Annotated in this window: 12 protein-coding genes and 1 pseudogene; 6 read left to right on the top strand and 7 right to left on the bottom strand. The window is 71.2% G+C overall.

Translation table 11 applies throughout. From position 1 onward, the window contains the following. Positions 1–1,797, top strand: a 1,797-nt coding sequence (locus ABT336_RS10770) for an SCO7613 C-terminal domain-containing membrane protein (protein WP_502891151.1), incomplete at its 5' end; no start/stop codon positions are given. 15 nt (positions 1,798–1,812) lie between these two features. Here ABT336_RS10770 and purE read toward each other — a convergent pair. The 3 genes from purE to ABT336_RS10755 all read right to left on the bottom strand — a co-directional run bounded on the left by purE (position 1,813) and on the right by ABT336_RS10755 (position 5,671). After that, positions 1,813–2,304, bottom strand: coding sequence for a 5-(carboxyamino)imidazole ribonucleotide mutase (purE, locus tag ABT336_RS10765; RefSeq protein WP_350896311.1), 492 nt, complete (start codon positions 2,302–2,304; stop codon positions 1,813–1,815). Positions 2,305–2,321: 17 nt separating this feature from the next. Continuing rightward, the gene (locus ABT336_RS10760) at positions 2,322–3,482 is read right to left on the bottom strand and encodes a 5-(carboxyamino)imidazole ribonucleotide synthase (RefSeq protein ID WP_350896310.1); all 1,161 of its coding nucleotides are present in this window, start codon (positions 3,480–3,482) and stop codon (positions 2,322–2,324) included. 107 nt (positions 3,483–3,589) lie between these two features. Beyond that, complete coding sequence (locus ABT336_RS10755; protein ID WP_350896309.1) at positions 3,590–5,671, bottom strand: thioredoxin domain-containing protein; 2,082 nt, start codon at positions 5,669–5,671, stop codon at positions 3,590–3,592. Positions 5,672–5,823: 152 nt separating this feature from the next. On the opposite strand from ABT336_RS10755, the gene ABT336_RS10750 reads away from it, so the two are divergent. After that, positions 5,824–6,258: a restriction system modified-DNA reader domain-containing protein gene (locus tag ABT336_RS10750; RefSeq protein WP_350896308.1), complete on the top strand. Its 435-nt coding sequence runs from the start codon at positions 5,824–5,826 to the stop codon at positions 6,256–6,258. 194 nt (positions 6,259–6,452) lie between these two features. Continuing rightward, positions 6,453–7,130 (top strand): hypothetical protein, encoded by a 678-nt coding sequence (locus ABT336_RS10745; protein ID WP_350896307.1) that lies wholly within the window; start codon positions 6,453–6,455, stop codon positions 7,128–7,130. A 109-nt stretch (positions 7,131–7,239) separates the two neighbouring features. On the opposite strand, the pseudogene ABT336_RS10740 reads toward ABT336_RS10745, so the two are convergent. Then, a pseudogene (locus ABT336_RS10740) lies at positions 7,240–7,395 on the bottom strand (DUF255 domain-containing protein); the annotation flags it as partial. A gap of 138 nt (positions 7,396–7,533) precedes the next feature. On the opposite strand from ABT336_RS10740, the gene ABT336_RS10735 reads away from it, so the two are divergent. Next, complete coding sequence (locus tag ABT336_RS10735; RefSeq protein WP_350896305.1) at positions 7,534–8,580, top strand: phosphatidylinositol-specific phospholipase C domain-containing protein; 1,047 nt, start codon at positions 7,534–7,536, stop codon at positions 8,578–8,580. A 19-nt stretch (positions 8,581–8,599) separates the two neighbouring features. On the opposite strand, the gene ABT336_RS10730 is transcribed toward ABT336_RS10735, so the two are convergent. The 3 genes from ABT336_RS10730 to mca form a co-directional block, all read right to left on the bottom strand. Beyond that, positions 8,600–11,131: a putative bifunctional diguanylate cyclase/phosphodiesterase gene (locus tag ABT336_RS10730; RefSeq protein ID WP_502891150.1), complete on the bottom strand. Its 2,532-nt coding sequence runs from the start codon at positions 11,129–11,131 to the stop codon at positions 8,600–8,602. Positions 11,132–11,312: 181 nt separating this feature from the next. Continuing rightward, the gene (locus ABT336_RS10725) at positions 11,313–11,615 is read right to left on the bottom strand and encodes a hypothetical protein (RefSeq protein WP_350896304.1); all 303 of its coding nucleotides are present in this window, start codon (positions 11,613–11,615) and stop codon (positions 11,313–11,315) included. A 51-nt stretch (positions 11,616–11,666) separates the two neighbouring features. After that, a complete protein-coding gene (gene mca, locus ABT336_RS10720) occupies positions 11,667–12,548 on the bottom strand; it encodes a mycothiol conjugate amidase Mca (RefSeq protein ID WP_350896303.1) in 882 nt (293 codons plus the stop codon). A 132-nt stretch (positions 12,549–12,680) separates the two neighbouring features. Between mca and ABT336_RS10715 the strand changes: the two genes are divergently transcribed. Both ABT336_RS10715 and greA read left to right on the top strand, forming a co-directional pair. After that, positions 12,681–13,121 (top strand): DUF4307 domain-containing protein, encoded by a 441-nt coding sequence (locus ABT336_RS10715; RefSeq protein ID WP_350896302.1) that lies wholly within the window; start codon positions 12,681–12,683, stop codon positions 13,119–13,121. A gap of 147 nt (positions 13,122–13,268) precedes the next feature. Next, on the top strand, positions 13,269–13,769 hold the full coding sequence (gene greA / locus ABT336_RS10710) for a transcription elongation factor GreA (RefSeq protein ID WP_350896301.1): 501 nt from the start codon (positions 13,269–13,271) through the stop codon (positions 13,767–13,769). The last annotated feature ends 94 nt before the right edge of the window (positions 13,770–13,863 follow it).

The following is a 13,863-nucleotide window of genomic DNA, read 5'->3' as shown; positions in this document are numbered from 1 at the left end:
GCGGCCGGGGCAGCGCTGCTGGCCGCCCCCGGTGCGGTCGCCGCGCTCGCCGCCGGGTTCGGCAACTCCCCGCAGGTAGTGGTGACCTCGGCGCTGGCCGCCACGAGCCTCGGACTGGCGGTGGTCGGTGCCTTCCGCCGTCGGATCCCGCAGTACCTGCCGTACGTGAGCGCCGGCGTGGCCGTCGGTGCCACGATCAGCGCCCTGGCGAGCGTCTTCGCCGGTCTCCCCTTCGGGGTGTACGCCGCAGTGGCGGGTCTGCTCGGAGTGCTGGCCGAACTGCTGCGCGCGGCCACCGACCCGCCGGTCGAGACCGCCCGGCCGCTACACCGCTGGTCGATGCTGCTCGACGGGGCGCTGCGTCGCGGACCGGACGACGGTGCGCCCCGATGGCGGGTCAACCCGGCCGCCGGGGCGCTGGCCGCCGCCGCGCTCCCCATCGTCCTGGCCGTCGTCTCCGTCGCACCGGCGCTGCTGGCCGCGCTGGTGCAGCCGTACCGGACGCTGACCCGGATCTGGCAGGGTCCGCCGCCGGAGCTGCTCACCCCGCCCCCTGGTGCGGTGAACGCCACCCACGTGTTGACGGCGCTGCTGCTCACCGGCACTGCGGCGCTCGCCGCGACCGGGTTCACCGCCGGCCGGTGGGCCCGGGCCGTCCCGGTGGTGCTCCCCGGGGTGGCGGTGACGCTGCTGATCACCCCGGTCTCCCTCGGTCGGCCCTGGCCGGCGGGGGCGGCCGCCGGACTCGTCGTCTTCGCCCTCACCATGTTGGCGTTGGCGCTGGCCCGTCCCCCGTCCCGGCTGGAGCGGGCCCGTTCGCTGCGCTCGGCGCGGGTGTTGGCCTTCGTGATCGGGTTGGCCGCCGGAGGTGCCGGACTGGCCGGGGCGCTGGCCACCCAGGGACTGACCCTCCAGGCCCTGGGTGGTGGGGCCGCAGTGGGTACTGTCGTCGCCCTGTTCGGCCGGACCCAACGGGCCCGCATCCTCGGCTGGCTCTTCGCCTCGCTCAAGGCGCAGCTCTTCGTGCTCACCCTCGGTCTGGTCGTCGGCCTGGCCCCGGTCTGGTCCGCGTTCGGGGTGCTGGCCGTCGGTGCGGCGTTGCAGGTGGTCGCCGCGACCCTGCCCCGGCTGCGCCGTCCCCAGGCGTACCGGGAGGCGGCCACCGTGGAGTGGAGCGGGTACGCCGCCGCGCTCATCGCGTTGGCACTGGCCTTCGACTCCCCCCGGCACATCGCCGCCCTGCTCGCCGCCTGGGGGGCGCTGCTCGGGCTGGCGGCCACCCGTCCGAGGCGACGGCCGGTGGAGCGGCAGATCCTGTTCTGGGGTGTGGTCCTCTGCGAGATCACCGCCTGGTGGATCCTGATGCGGGTCGCCGAGGTGGCGCTGCCCGAGGCGTACACTCTGCCCTTCGCGGTCCTGGCCCTGCTCGTCGGGCTCCTGGAGCTTCGGCAGCGACCGGACCTGAGCAGCTGGGTGGCGTACGGGCCGGCGTTGGTCGCCGCCTTCCTCCCCACCTGCGCGATCGTGCTGGCCACCGATTCGAGCATGCTCCGTCAGGTGTTGCTCCTGCTCGGGGCGGTGGCGGTGCTGATCTTCGGTTCGGTACGGCAGCAGCAGGCCCCGGTGGTGATCGGGGCGGTGGTGACAGTCGTCGTGGCGGTGCACGCCCTGTTCAGCCTCGGGCCGTGGCTGGTGCTGATCCCGGTCGGCCTGGTCCTGCTCGTCCTGGGCGCGAGCAACGAACGCCGTCGCCGCGCCCAGGAACGTCTCCAGACCGCGCTGCGCGGGATGCGGTGAGGAGCCGGGTGTGGCTCAGCCGAGGGTGGCGTGCAGTGCCGCTTCCTTCTCGGCCACCAGCTTCTCCAGGCTCTCCTGGTACACCACCATCCGGCCGCGCAGCTCCTCGTCGGCGGCGGCGAGGATCCGGACCGCGAGCAGCCCGGCGTTACGGGCGTTGCCGATGGACACGGTGGCCACCGGTACGCCAGCCGGCATCTGCACGATCGACAGGAGCGAGTCCATCCCGTCGAGGTGCTTCAACGGCACCGGTACGCCGATCACCGGCAGCGGGGTGACCGAGGCGACCATGCCCGGCAGGTGGGCGGCACCCCCGGCCCCGGCGATGATCACCTTGAGGCCCCGGTCCACTGCGGTCCGGCCGTAGTCGATCATCTTGCCGGGGGTGCGGTGGGCGGAGACGACGCCCACCTCGTAGCCGACCCCGAACTCGGTCAGGGCCTCTCCGGCTGCCTTCATGGTCGGCCAGTCCGAGTCGCTACCCATGATCAAACCGACGGTGGTCATGCGGGTCCTCTTCTCGTTCACGGACGGCCGACGGTCAGCCAGCGGGCGGCGCGGGCCGCACGGGCCCGTACGTCGGTCAGGTCGTCACCGAGGACCGTCACGTGCCCGATCTTGCGGCCGGGACGGACCTGCTTGCCGTACAGGTGGACCTTGGCACCGGGCTCGGCGGCGAAGAGGTGGTGCAGCCGCTCGTCGAGCGTGATGCCGCCCGGCTCGCCACCGAGGACGTTCGCCATCACCACCACCGGGGCGGTCAGCCCGGTGTCACCCATCGGGTAGTCGAGCACCGCCCGCAGGTGCTGCTCGAACTGGGAGGTCCGGGCCCCCTCGATGGTCCAGTGCCCGGAGTTGTGCGGGCGCATCGCCAGCTCGTTGACGACCAGCCCGGCGGGGGTCTCGAAGAGTTCGACGGCGAGCAGGCCGACCACCCCGAGGGCGGTGGCCAGGTCGATGGCGAGCTGCTGGGCGGCGACCGCCCGCTCCTCGGACAGCCCGGGGGCCGGGGCCAGCACCTCGACGCAGATCCCGTCGACCTGCACCGTCTCCACCACCGGGTACGCCGCCACCTGCCCGAACGGGGATCGGGCCACCTGCACTGCGAGTTCCCGGCGCAGGGCCACCTTCTCCTCGACGATCAGCTTGGTGCCCCCGGCGAGGAGGGTGGCGACCAGCTCGGTGGCGTGGGCGGCGTCGTCGACCAGCCAGACGCCCCGCCCGTCGTACCCGCCCCGAGCCGCCTTGAGCACCACCGGCCAGCCCTGCTCGTCGCCGAAGGCGGTCACGTCGGCGGGGTCGGCCACCGGCCGCCAGGCCGGGTTCGGCGCACCCAGCTCGCCGAGGCGCTCCCGCATCACCTGCTTGTCCTGGGCGTGCACCAGGGCGTCGGCCGGCGGGAAGAGCTTCACCCCCTCGGCGGCGAGCGCACCGATGTGCTCGGTGGGTACGTGCTCGTGGTCGAAGGTGACCACGTCACACCCCTTGGCGAAGGTGCGCAGGGCCGTCAGGTCGGTGTGGTCGCCGTACTGCACGTCGGCGGCGACCAGGGCGGCGCCGTCGTCGGGAGACTGGGCGAGTACGCGTAGCGACTGGCCGAGGGCGATCGCGGCCTGGTGGGTCATGCGGGCCAGCTGGCCGCCCCCCACCATGCCGACAACGGGAAGTCCGGTTCGGGTGTCCATCTCGCCGGCAAGCCTAACGGCGTCCCCGTCGGCCTTCGGCCGGAGGTGGGCAAGTGTGAGAAGGGCACCCCTGTCGAAAGTACGCGTCGACAGGGGCCGGCCCTTCCCTACAGCTGGTCGAGCAGGTGGTCGACGGTGGTCACCGGCTGGCGGCAGACGAACCCCTGGCAGACGTACGCGGTGGGCTGTCCGTCCTGCATCGGCCGGTCGGCGAGCAGCGGCACCCCCTGCTGGTCGGCGGCTCCGGCCACCACCACCGCCCCGGGCGGGGCGTGCCGGATCGCCGCCGCGACCAGCGGATCACCGGCCGGGTCGGCGGTGACCACCGCGATCTCGTACGGCCCGGCGAGCAGCCCCTCCCCCACTGTCGCCGCGTACCCGGTGAACCGGGCGTGTCGGCCGACGATCGGGGCGACGGTGGCCAACGCCGCCTCGGCGGCCTCCCGGTACCGGGGCTCCCCGCTCAACGCCGAGTACGTCACCAGCGCCGCGGCGATCGCCGACCGGCCCGACGGGGTGGCGTTGTCGGTCGGGTCGGCCGGTCGGGCGACCAGCTGCTCGGCGTCGTCGGCGGTGTCGTAGAACCCGCCCCCGGGGGCGGCGAACCGGGCCAGGGCGGTGTCCAGGAGCTGCCCGGCCAGGGTGAGCCACCGGCCCTCCCCGGTGAGCTGGTGCATGGCGCAGAACGCCTCGGCCACGCACCCGTAGTCCTCCAGGACCCCGGCGGGTTCCCCGACGACGCCGTCGCGGGAGACCCTGCGCAGCCGTCCGTCGACGACGTGCACCCGGGCCAGGTGTTCGGCGGTGTCCCGCAGCGCCCCGTCGGCGACGATCGCCACCCCGGCGAGGAGGTTGTCCGCGCTGCCCAGGGCGGGCCGGTCGGTCGGGTTCGGGGTGCCTGCGGCCGACTCCGGGCCGGCCGCGTTGTCGATCTCGACGAACCGGACGAACTCGGTGAGGGCGGTGACGGCCAGGCCGTTCCAGGCGGCCACCACCTTGTCGTCGCGGGCCGGCTGGGGTCGGGTGTCCCGGGCGGCCAGGAGTCGACCGACCACCTCCTGCCACCGGCTGCGCACCTCCGGGGCGGCGTCGTCGACGTCCCGGGCCAGCCGGAGCACGCTCATGCCGTCCTCAAAGGTGCCGGCGTCGGTGACCGTGAACAGGTCGGCTGCCCACCGGCCGTCGGTCTCCCCCAGGGCCTCGACGAGCTGGGCGGGCGTCCAGGCGTAGGTCAGCCCCTCCACCCCGTCGGTGTCGGCGTCGAGGGCCGAGGCGAAGCCCTGACCGGGGCGGTGCAGCTCGTCGGCGAGGAACCGGGCGACGTCCCGGGCCACCCGCTTGGCCAGCGGGTCACCGGTGAGCCGCCACAGCTGGGTGTAGACCCGCAGCAGCAGGGCGTTGTCGTAGAGCATCTTCTCGAAGTGCGGGACCGTCCAGTGCCCGTCCACCGAGTACCTGGCGAAACCGCCGGCGAGCTGGTCGTACAGGCCGCCTCGGGCCATCGCCTCGCAGGTGTGCCTGACGATCTCCAGGCTCTCGGCCGACCCGGTCCGCTGGTGGTGCCGGAGCAGGAAGAGCAGGTTCATGTGCGGGGGGAACTTCGGGGCCCCGCCGAACCCGCCGTTCTCCCTGTCGTACTCCTTGGCGAGCTGGGCGGCGGCGGCGTCGAGCAGGTCGGCGGTGAGCGGGGCGGTGGGACCGCCGACGGCCTGCGCGCCGCCGATCGCCTCGACCACCGCGGCCCCCTGCTGGAGTACGGCGTCGCGCTGCTCCCGCCAGGCCGTCCCGACCGACTCCAGCAGCCGGACGAAGTTGGGCTTCGGGAAGTAGGTGCCGCAGAAGAACGGGGTGCCGTCCGGCGTGGCGAAGACGGTCATCGGCCATCCGCCCTGCCCGGTCATCGCCTGGGTGGCGGTCATGTAGACGGCGTCGACGTCGGGGCGTTCCTCCCGGTCCACCTTGATCGCCACGAACCCGGCGTCGATCAGCGCCCCGACCGCCTCGTCCTCGAACGATTCGTGTGCCATCACATGGCACCAGTGACAACTCGAATACCCGATACTGATCAGCACTGGTACGTCTCGTCGTCTGGCTTCTGCAAAGGCGTCTTCTCCCCACGGCCACCAGTCCACCGGGTTGGCGGCGTGCTGGAGAAGGTAGGGGGAAGTGCTGTCAGAGAGCCGGTTCACGACTCCCACCCTCTCACGCCAAGGCATCACGTTGCCGGCATGGCGTCCTCCTCGGTCCCCGCAGTCGGTCAGCGACGCGGCGAGCACAGCCTCATCTCCCAATCGTCAGGTACGATAGCAGAGTTGTGACGATCGGGAGACTGGGGGGCTGAATGGCTAGACGCACCATCGAGGTCGATGACGAAGTGTTCGCCTTCCTGCAGCAGCACTGCGAGCCACTGATCGACACACCGAACGATGTGCTGCGCCGCCTGCTTCTCAGCGGAGACTCGGAGGAACCACCAGAGAAGCCCGCACCAACCAGGCCGCGCTTGCTGCGACGACCAGGAGCCCTGCTGCCGTTGATCAACGCCAACGTTGTCGCGCCCGGGGACGTTCTACGGCACGAGCAGCCGAGACGGCGCATGGTTCACGAGGCAACCATCACGCCACGAGGCTGGCTCAAGCTTGCGGACGGAAGGTCCTTCTCGACTCCGTCACGAGCGCTTGCGGAGCAAACCGGGACAACGATCAACGGCTGGATTTATGTCCACGTGCCAAGCGGGAAGCCGCTTTATGTACTCCGGCGCCAAGTCGAGCACGGCTAGGAGTTGCACTCCCAATCGTCAGTCTCTACGATTTAGAGAGTTAGCCTGGCAGTCACTCACAGGGACAGCCATGGAGTACATCTGATCGGAACTCAGCGCATACAAAACCCCGGCGGCATGCCCTCGCAGGCAGAGGCGGACCGGGGTCTTCGTGGTGAATCATAGCGCACTTTGACCAGGAGCGGGAGACGGGCATGCAGGTGGAAGAGCTGACGGTGCTCGAACAGCGCCTCTCACCTGAGCGCCTGGGTCCGTACAAGGCGGAGTGCGGCGGCGATCTGCGGGCAGCACTCGCGCTGTATCGGTGGAACGTCGAGGCCACGGCAGCGCTCTCGGCAACCTTGGGCCACGTCGAGGTGCTGTTGCGAAACGCCCTACACTTCGAACTCGAAGCCTGGTCTGCCCCAACCTTCGGCGAGCCACGCTGGTACCTCAATCCCCGATCTTCGGCGTTACCGAACGGTTTCCTGTTCGCTGAGGCTGTCGATGACATCGCCAAGGCGAGGGCTCGTGCCGTACGTAACGGGCGCCCCGAAACGCCTGGACGCGTCGTCGCAGAACTAAACCTTGGTTTCTGGCGGTTCCTGCTCGCTCGTCGGTACGACCGTGGACTGTGGCATCCCTGCCTTCACAAGGCTTTTCCTCGTCAGCGACGAGCAGCGGTCTTCGATGCGGTCGGCGCGCTGCACGAGGCACGAAACCGGATGGCCCACCACGAACCGATGTTCAATCGACCCCTGGTCAGCCTGTACCAAACTTCGCTGCAAGTCGCCGACTGGATCTGCCCCACGAGTCGACGCTGGGTCGAGCAGGGCAACCGAGTCATCACCATTCTCACGGCCCGACCGCCCGTAGCCGGCAACCCACGATGACTGACGTGGCATAACGAATCACTAGCGAAGCGTCACGGGCGGTGTCGCCTGATACGACGGGCTTCGCTGTCATGCCGGCTGACGCTCTACTGGGTTGCGATGTTCACTGGCACCAGTGGCACGCGGAATACCCGATGGAGATCAGGACCGGCACGTCACGCCGCTTGGCCTCGGCGAACGCCTCGTCGCACCAGGGCCACCAGTCCACCGGGTTGTCGGCGTGCTGGAGCAGGTAGGGGCTGGTGGCGTCGACGAGTCGGCTCACCCGACGACCATATCCACCCGGGAGCGGGTCCGCCCGCCTGCCGGCGATCACCGGACGACCTTCCCCCGTTCATCCTCATGCATTTATATCTGTGCATGTGTCGGCGTCTCGCCGACCAGCCCCTCGAAGGAGGCACACATGCGCGGATTCCGTCCCCTGGCTGCGCTCACGTCGGTGGCGGTGGTCGCGGCGGTACTGACCGCCGCCCCCACCCCGGCCCTCTCCGCCCCCGGGTCCGCCGCCGACCCGGCCGCCCGGATCTCGGCCACGACCGCCGTCGGCACCCACAACGCGTACGAGAAGGCCACCTACCCCTATCTGGCGCAGGCCCTCGACTCCCGGGTCGGCATGATCGAGCTGGACGTCTGGCCGGACATCATCAGCAGGGTGTGGCGGGTCAGCCACTCCAACCCGCTCGGCAACGACAACAACTGCGTGCAGGCGTCCACCCCGGCCCAGCTCTACACCGGCCTCCGGAACCGGAACCTGGACCACTGCCTGGACAACGTCCGCCTCTGGCTGGACGCCCACCCGGACGCCGGACCCCTGATGATCAAGATTGAGTTGAAGACCGGGTTCAGCAGCCGCACCGGCCAGGGACCGGCCCAGCTCGACGCCCTCCTCGCCGCCCGCCTCGGTGACCGGGTGTTCCGCCCCGCCGACCTGCTCGGCACCCATCCCACACTGGACGCGGCGGCCCGCGCCGACAACTGGCCGACCCGGGCCCAGCTCGCCGGGAAGGTCATCGTCCACCTGATCCCCGGAACCGTCGAGCAGGGCAATCCGACCGACCTCCTCTGGACCGACGTCGAGTACGCCCGCCACCTGGTCGCCCTGCGCGCCGCCGGCACCCTCGGCTCGGCCCGGGCCTTCCCCGCCGTACTCCGTGCCCAGGCCGGGGACCCCCGCACCCGGTACGCCGAGACCGCCCTGCGCCCCTGGTTCGTCGTCTTCGACGGCAACACCTCGGCCTACCTCGACGGCGGGATCGACACGTCCTGGTACCACGCCAACCACTACCTGCTGGTGATGACCGACGCCCACAAGCTCGCCCCGGCGGTCGGGAACGACCCGGTGGCCGCCGCCGCCCGGGTGGCACTCCTGGCCCGGTCGTACGCCACCATCGCCTCGGCCGACTGGGCCGCCCTCCCCACGGTCCTCGACGACGTCGTCCCCCGGGGCTGACCGACCGACGGCCACCCGCTCAGGAGGCGCCGTCGGCCCGGAGGGGGAGGACGTTCGGGCGGGTGGTGTCGATCATGGAGCCGAGAACCGCGCTGATCTTGTCGGCCGGGATCGGCTTGCAGAAGTGGTACCCCTGAGCAGCGGTGCAGCCCAGCTCGGCCAGGGCGAGCCGCTGCTCGGCGGTCTCCACCCCCTCGGCCACCACCCGCAACCCGAGCTCGTGGGCGAGCCCGACGGTGGTCCGGACGATCGCCGCCGCCTCCGGCGAGTCGACCATCCTGATCACGAAGGACCGGTCCACCTTCAACTCGTCCACAGTGATCCGGGTGAGAAAGGTCAGCGAGGAGAAGCCGGTCCCGAAGTCGTCCACGGCGAGTTGGACGCCCATCGCCCGCAGCGCCGCCAGCACCTCGTCGATGACCTTCAACTCGCTCATCACCACCGTCTCGGTGATCTCCAGGACCAGACGGCGGGGCGGAACCTGGTGACGGCGCAGGAGGTCGGCGATGTCGGCCGGGAGGCGGGCGTCCAGCAGGCTGCGGGCCGACAGGTTCACCGAGATGGGGACGTTGATCCCCTCCCGCGCCCAGCCGGCCGCCACCGCGAGGGCCTTGTCCAGGACGTACCTGGTGAAGGCACCGAGCTGCTCCGAGTGCTCGACCGGACGGATGAACTCCGTCGGGTTCAGCCAGCCCCGCCGAGGGTGCTGCCACCTGATCAACGCCTCCACCCCGGTCGGGGCGCCGGTGGTCAGGTCGACAGCCGGTTGCAGAGCCAGGACCAGCTGGTCGTCGGTGGCCAGGGCCTCCCGCAGCTCCGCCAGGAGGGCCAGCCGGTCGGTGCTCGCCGCGTCCCGGGAGGCGTCGTACGCGGCGATACTGCCACCACCCCCCTTGGCCTGGTACATGGCGATGTCGGCCCGACGCAGCAGCTCGGTCAGGTCGGCCGAACCGGCGGCGGCGACCACCACGCCGACCGAGACCTCGACCGACATCCGCACCCCGGCGACCTCGGTGGGAGCGGCGAGCCGCTCGGCGACCTCCCGCGCCCGACGCAGCGCGTACGCCATCGGAGCCCCCCGGTCGTTGATCACCGGAACCGCCGTGACCAGCAGGGCGAACTCGTCCCCACCGAGCCGACCGAGCAGCTCACCGGGGCGGGCGATGCCACCCAGCCGGTTCGCCGTCAACCGGAGCAGCTCGTCACCGGCGGCATGCCCGAGGGTGTCGTTGACCTCCTTGAACTGGTTGATGTCAAGGAGCAGGAGCGCCACCGGGTGTTCGTGGGCGAGTTGACGCAGCGACAGGTCGCCCTGGCTGAGCATGGCGGCCCGGTTGAGCCGCCCGGTGAGCGGATCGTGGACCGCCTCGTACGAGGAACGTTCGGTGACCAGGCGCAGCTCCCGGTGGGTCGCCGCGTCGTGCAGGGCGGCGGCGAGGGCGTCGCCGAAGGCGGCGACGGCGTCCCGTTCCCAGGAGCCGGGTGGAGCCGTACGCGGAAAGACCAACCGCAGCTCGCCGACCTCGGAGTCCCCGACGACGAGCGGCCTGACGAGTTCGTGCTCGGGGGGTTCGGCGGGGCCGCGCCGGACGGTCTCCCCCACCGTCACCTGACCGTCGGCGAGGCACCTGTGACACCGCCACCCCCCGTCGGGGCGGGCCACCCCCACCTCGGCCGACTCGGCACCGAACAGGTTCAGGGCACCGGTCGCGGCGGCGGTGGCGACGCCGCGTTCGTCGAGCTGGTTGAGGGCCGCGGTGGCCTCGGCGAACGCCCGCCAGTTGCGGTGCTCCTGGTCGGCTTTGAGCCGGTGCCGGTACGTCTGCTGGAGCAGCCACAGCGGCGGCGGAAGCAGCAGCAGCCACCGGGCGTCGATCTCCAACAGGGCGACCACCAGGAGACCGACAGCGACGTTGCCGACGAACATCAACAGCTTGCCCCGCAGCGCGGCGACCAGCGGGGTGCCGATCGGCGCGCTGTGCCTCAGCCCGACCAGGACCCCACCCAGCACCGCGCTGACCAGCAGATACGTCACCGCACCCGCCACCAGGGCGAGTGCGGTGCCGACAGTCGGCGGGGCGAGCAGGGGGCTGCCGATCGCGGTGGCGACCGACGCGGCCAGGGCGGTGGCCGCCGCCAGCGAGGCGGCGATCCGGACGATCTCCACGGCGGGGCGGCGGTCCCGCAGCGACGACATCGCCCACCAGGCACCACCGGCCCCGAGCAGGACGGCGGAGGGCAGCCAGCCGGCGGGAACCAGGTGGAGGCAGACGATCAGGGCGGCCTCGCCCCAGGTGATGCTCACCATCCCGCCCGAGGTCCGGAACCGGATCCGAGCCAGTTGGGCCACAGCGAAGGCGGCCACTGCGATACCGAACCGGGCCGGGGCGGGCAGCGGGTCGTCGTCGGGCAGACCGGTGGGCAGGGTCAGGCCTAGCACTGCGGTCGCCGACGCCGTCACCAGGACCGCTGCCGTGAGCAGGAGCACGCGGAGCGGGGTGCCGCGCAGGCCGAGCCGGTCGTGCACATCACCGGCCCGGTCGGAGGTCACCGATCCCCTCCCTCGGCAGGCCGCCGGAGGACACGGAGGGTAGCCACTGTGGTGACAGGCATCGGCTTCCCCCTTCCGCGCACGGCTCGGGGAACGTCTGGTCCCCCCGGCGGAAGGCTAAGCCAAACCGGATGGTCGCAACAGGGGGCGACCATCCGGTTCGGCGTGAATCACGAATGAACTACCCGTTCCGGTCCTGCTGGGCACCGTTGGCGGCATTCCGTGAGGATTCCTGTGCCGTTCCCTCGTCTGTCGGATCGAGGACTTTCGCCCCGACCGGGACGGCCTCGGCCTGCTCGGCCTGCTGCTCCGAGGGGTCGAAGCTGGTCGGCAGACGCCGCAACCGAGCGTTCATGTTCCGGATCAACAGCACCGTCACGGCGGCCAGGACCAGGATGATGAACAGCCCCATCGGACCGGTCAGCCCACCCGTACGGGTGTTGCCGAAGTTGTTCTGGGCGAGCACCTGGGCGGCGGTCAGCATGGGATCCCTCCGGGGTACGGCTGACCACCAGGGTAACCCCGGGCGAACCGGTCAATTGACATGGGCGGTCTCCCGCACCCCGGCGAACAGGTCCGACTCCGGCAGCGGACTGTCGACCAGCGACCGGGCGAGCTGGAAGTCCTCGGTGGGCCAGGCCCGCTGCTGGAGGTCCATCGGCACCTGGAACCAGAAGCCGTCCGGGTCGATCTGGGTGGCGTGCGCCCGCAGCGCGTCGTCGCGGACCGGGAAGTACTCGGCGCACTCGATCCGGGTGGTGATCCGGGGCCCCTTGTCCGGGCGGTCCTCCCACCGCTCCAACCACTGCGCGTACGGCGACTCCAGGCCGGCCGCCCGCATCGCCTCGTCCAGCGCCAGGATCTTGGCCTTGGAGAACCCGATGTCGTAGTAGAGCTTCGACGGCTGCCACGGCTCACCCAGCTCCGGATAGCGCGACGCGTCCCCGGCCGCCTCGAACGCCGCCACGCTGACCTTGTGACACATGATGTGGTCGGGGTGGGGGTAGCCGCCCTCCTCGTCGTACGTGGTGACCACGTGCGGACGGAACTGGCGCATCAGCCGCACCAGCGGCCCCGCCGCCACCTCGACCTCCTGGGCGGCGAAGCAGCCCTCCGGCAGCGGCGGAAGGGGGTCGCCCTGGGGCAGGCCCGAGTCGACGAAGCCCAGCCAGGCCTGGTCGACACCGAGGACGTCCCGGGCGGCGTCCATCTCGGCACGCCTGATGTCGGCGATGTCGGCCCACACCTCGGGCCGGTCGAGCTTGGGGTTGAGGACGCTGCCGCGTTCTCCGCCCGTACAGGTGACGACCAGGACGTCGACCCCCTCCGCGACGTACTTCGCGGTCGTCGCGGCACCCTTGCTCGACTCGTCGTCAGGGTGCGCGTGCACGGCCATGAGACGCAGTTGCTCTGCCAACGTCGGCGCTCCTCGTCTGTGCCCACCCGGCGGGGACGACCTGCCATCCTTGGCTCAGTCCCGGGCTGGGAGAATGGACTCGCAGCCATTCTTGCCGATGCCGCCGACAACGACGCCAGGAGATGCCGACCGGTGAACGAGACGCACGCCACAATCTCCTCCGGTGCCCCGAATTTCCCTTCCGGGCGCTATGGTCGCCGGCGCGATCCCCGGCGGGGTCGGGGCCGCCCGCTGCTGATCGGCCTCGCCGTGGCGGTGGTGGTGGCCGGGCTGACCCTGGTCTCGATCCAGCAGTACCGGATGTACGGCGACCCGACGTACGACGCCGAGGTGATCACCTACACCGAGATCACCGACGACCAGATCCTCGTCGACTTCCGAGTCACGGTCCCCGAGGGCGGGTCGGCGATCTGCACCCTGCGGGCGCGGGACAAGGACGGTTTCGAGGTGGCCCGGGAACAGGTGACCGTGAACGCGCCCCCCGGGGAGCAGCATCTGACCGCCCGACACCGGCTGACCACCACCAGCCGACCCTTCATCGGTGAGGTGATGCGCTGCCGCGAACCGGCCTGAGGCGTGTCCGGACGCCCCGCCTACGGCCTGGCGGGAGCCCGAGCCCGGTAGACGACGGCCGACGATCGACCACACCCTCAGGTGCGCCGCACTGGTAGCTTTGATGTTTACCTGTCAGCCAGTACCGCACAACTGAGGAGACCGCCTGTGTCCACCACTGACAACAAGGCGCCCGCCACCTGGCTGTCCCAGGACGCGCACGACCGCCTCAAGGGCGAGCTCGACGAGCTGATCGCCAACCGGCCGGTCATCGCGGCCGAGATCAACGCTCGGCGCGAGGAGGGCGACCTGAAGGAGAACGGTGGCTACCACGCTGCACGCGAGGAGCAGGGCAAGCAGGAGGGGCGCATCCGCTACCTCCAGGAGCTCCTGCGCACCGCCCAGGTGGGAGAGGCCCCGACCGCCGACGTGATCGCACCCGGCACGGTCGTGACGATCTACTTCGACGACGACGCGGACGACACCGAGACCTTCCTGCTCGGTTCCCGCGAGATCTCCGCCACCACCGACCTGACCGTCTACAGCCCCGAGTCGGCGCTCGGTCAGGCGATCCTCGGTGCCCGGCCCGGCCAGGCGGTCACCTACACCGCGCCGAGCGGGGCCGACATCAAGGTCACCGTGGTCAGCTTCGAGCCGTTCGGCGGCTGACGTCGGGCCCGGTGCCCCGCCGCCCACCGGCCGCGCGGCACCGGGCCGAACCGGCCCCACCGGACCGGGCCGAACCGGCCCCACCGGACCGGCG

The sequence above is a fragment of the Micromonospora sp. NPDC000207 genome (assembly GCF_040300925.1).
Lineage (GTDB): Bacteria > Actinomycetota > Actinomycetes > Mycobacteriales > Micromonosporaceae > Micromonospora.
The sequence above is the reverse complement of the archived record's forward strand: the minus strand, read 5'-3'. Positions and strand labels throughout refer to the sequence as shown.

Excerpts from the sequence above, each read along its gene's own strand:
- purE (WP_350896311.1), bottom strand. The coding sequence starts at position 2,304 with ATGACCACCGTCGGTTTGATCATGGGTAGCGACTCGGACTGGCCGACC.
- ABT336_RS10760 (WP_350896310.1), bottom strand. The coding sequence starts at position 3,482 with ATGGACACCCGAACCGGACTTCCCGTTGTCGGCATGGTGGGGGGCGGC.
- ABT336_RS10750 (WP_350896308.1), top strand. The coding sequence starts at position 5,824 with ATGGCTAGACGCACCATCGAGGTCGATGACGAAGTGTTCGCCTTCCTG.
- ABT336_RS10745 (WP_350896307.1), top strand. The coding sequence starts at position 6,453 with ATGCAGGTGGAAGAGCTGACGGTGCTCGAACAGCGCCTCTCACCTGAG.
- ABT336_RS10735 (WP_350896305.1), top strand. The coding sequence starts at position 7,534 with ATGCGCGGATTCCGTCCCCTGGCTGCGCTCACGTCGGTGGCGGTGGTC.
- ABT336_RS10725 (WP_350896304.1), bottom strand. The coding sequence starts at position 11,615 with ATGCTGACCGCCGCCCAGGTGCTCGCCCAGAACAACTTCGGCAACACC.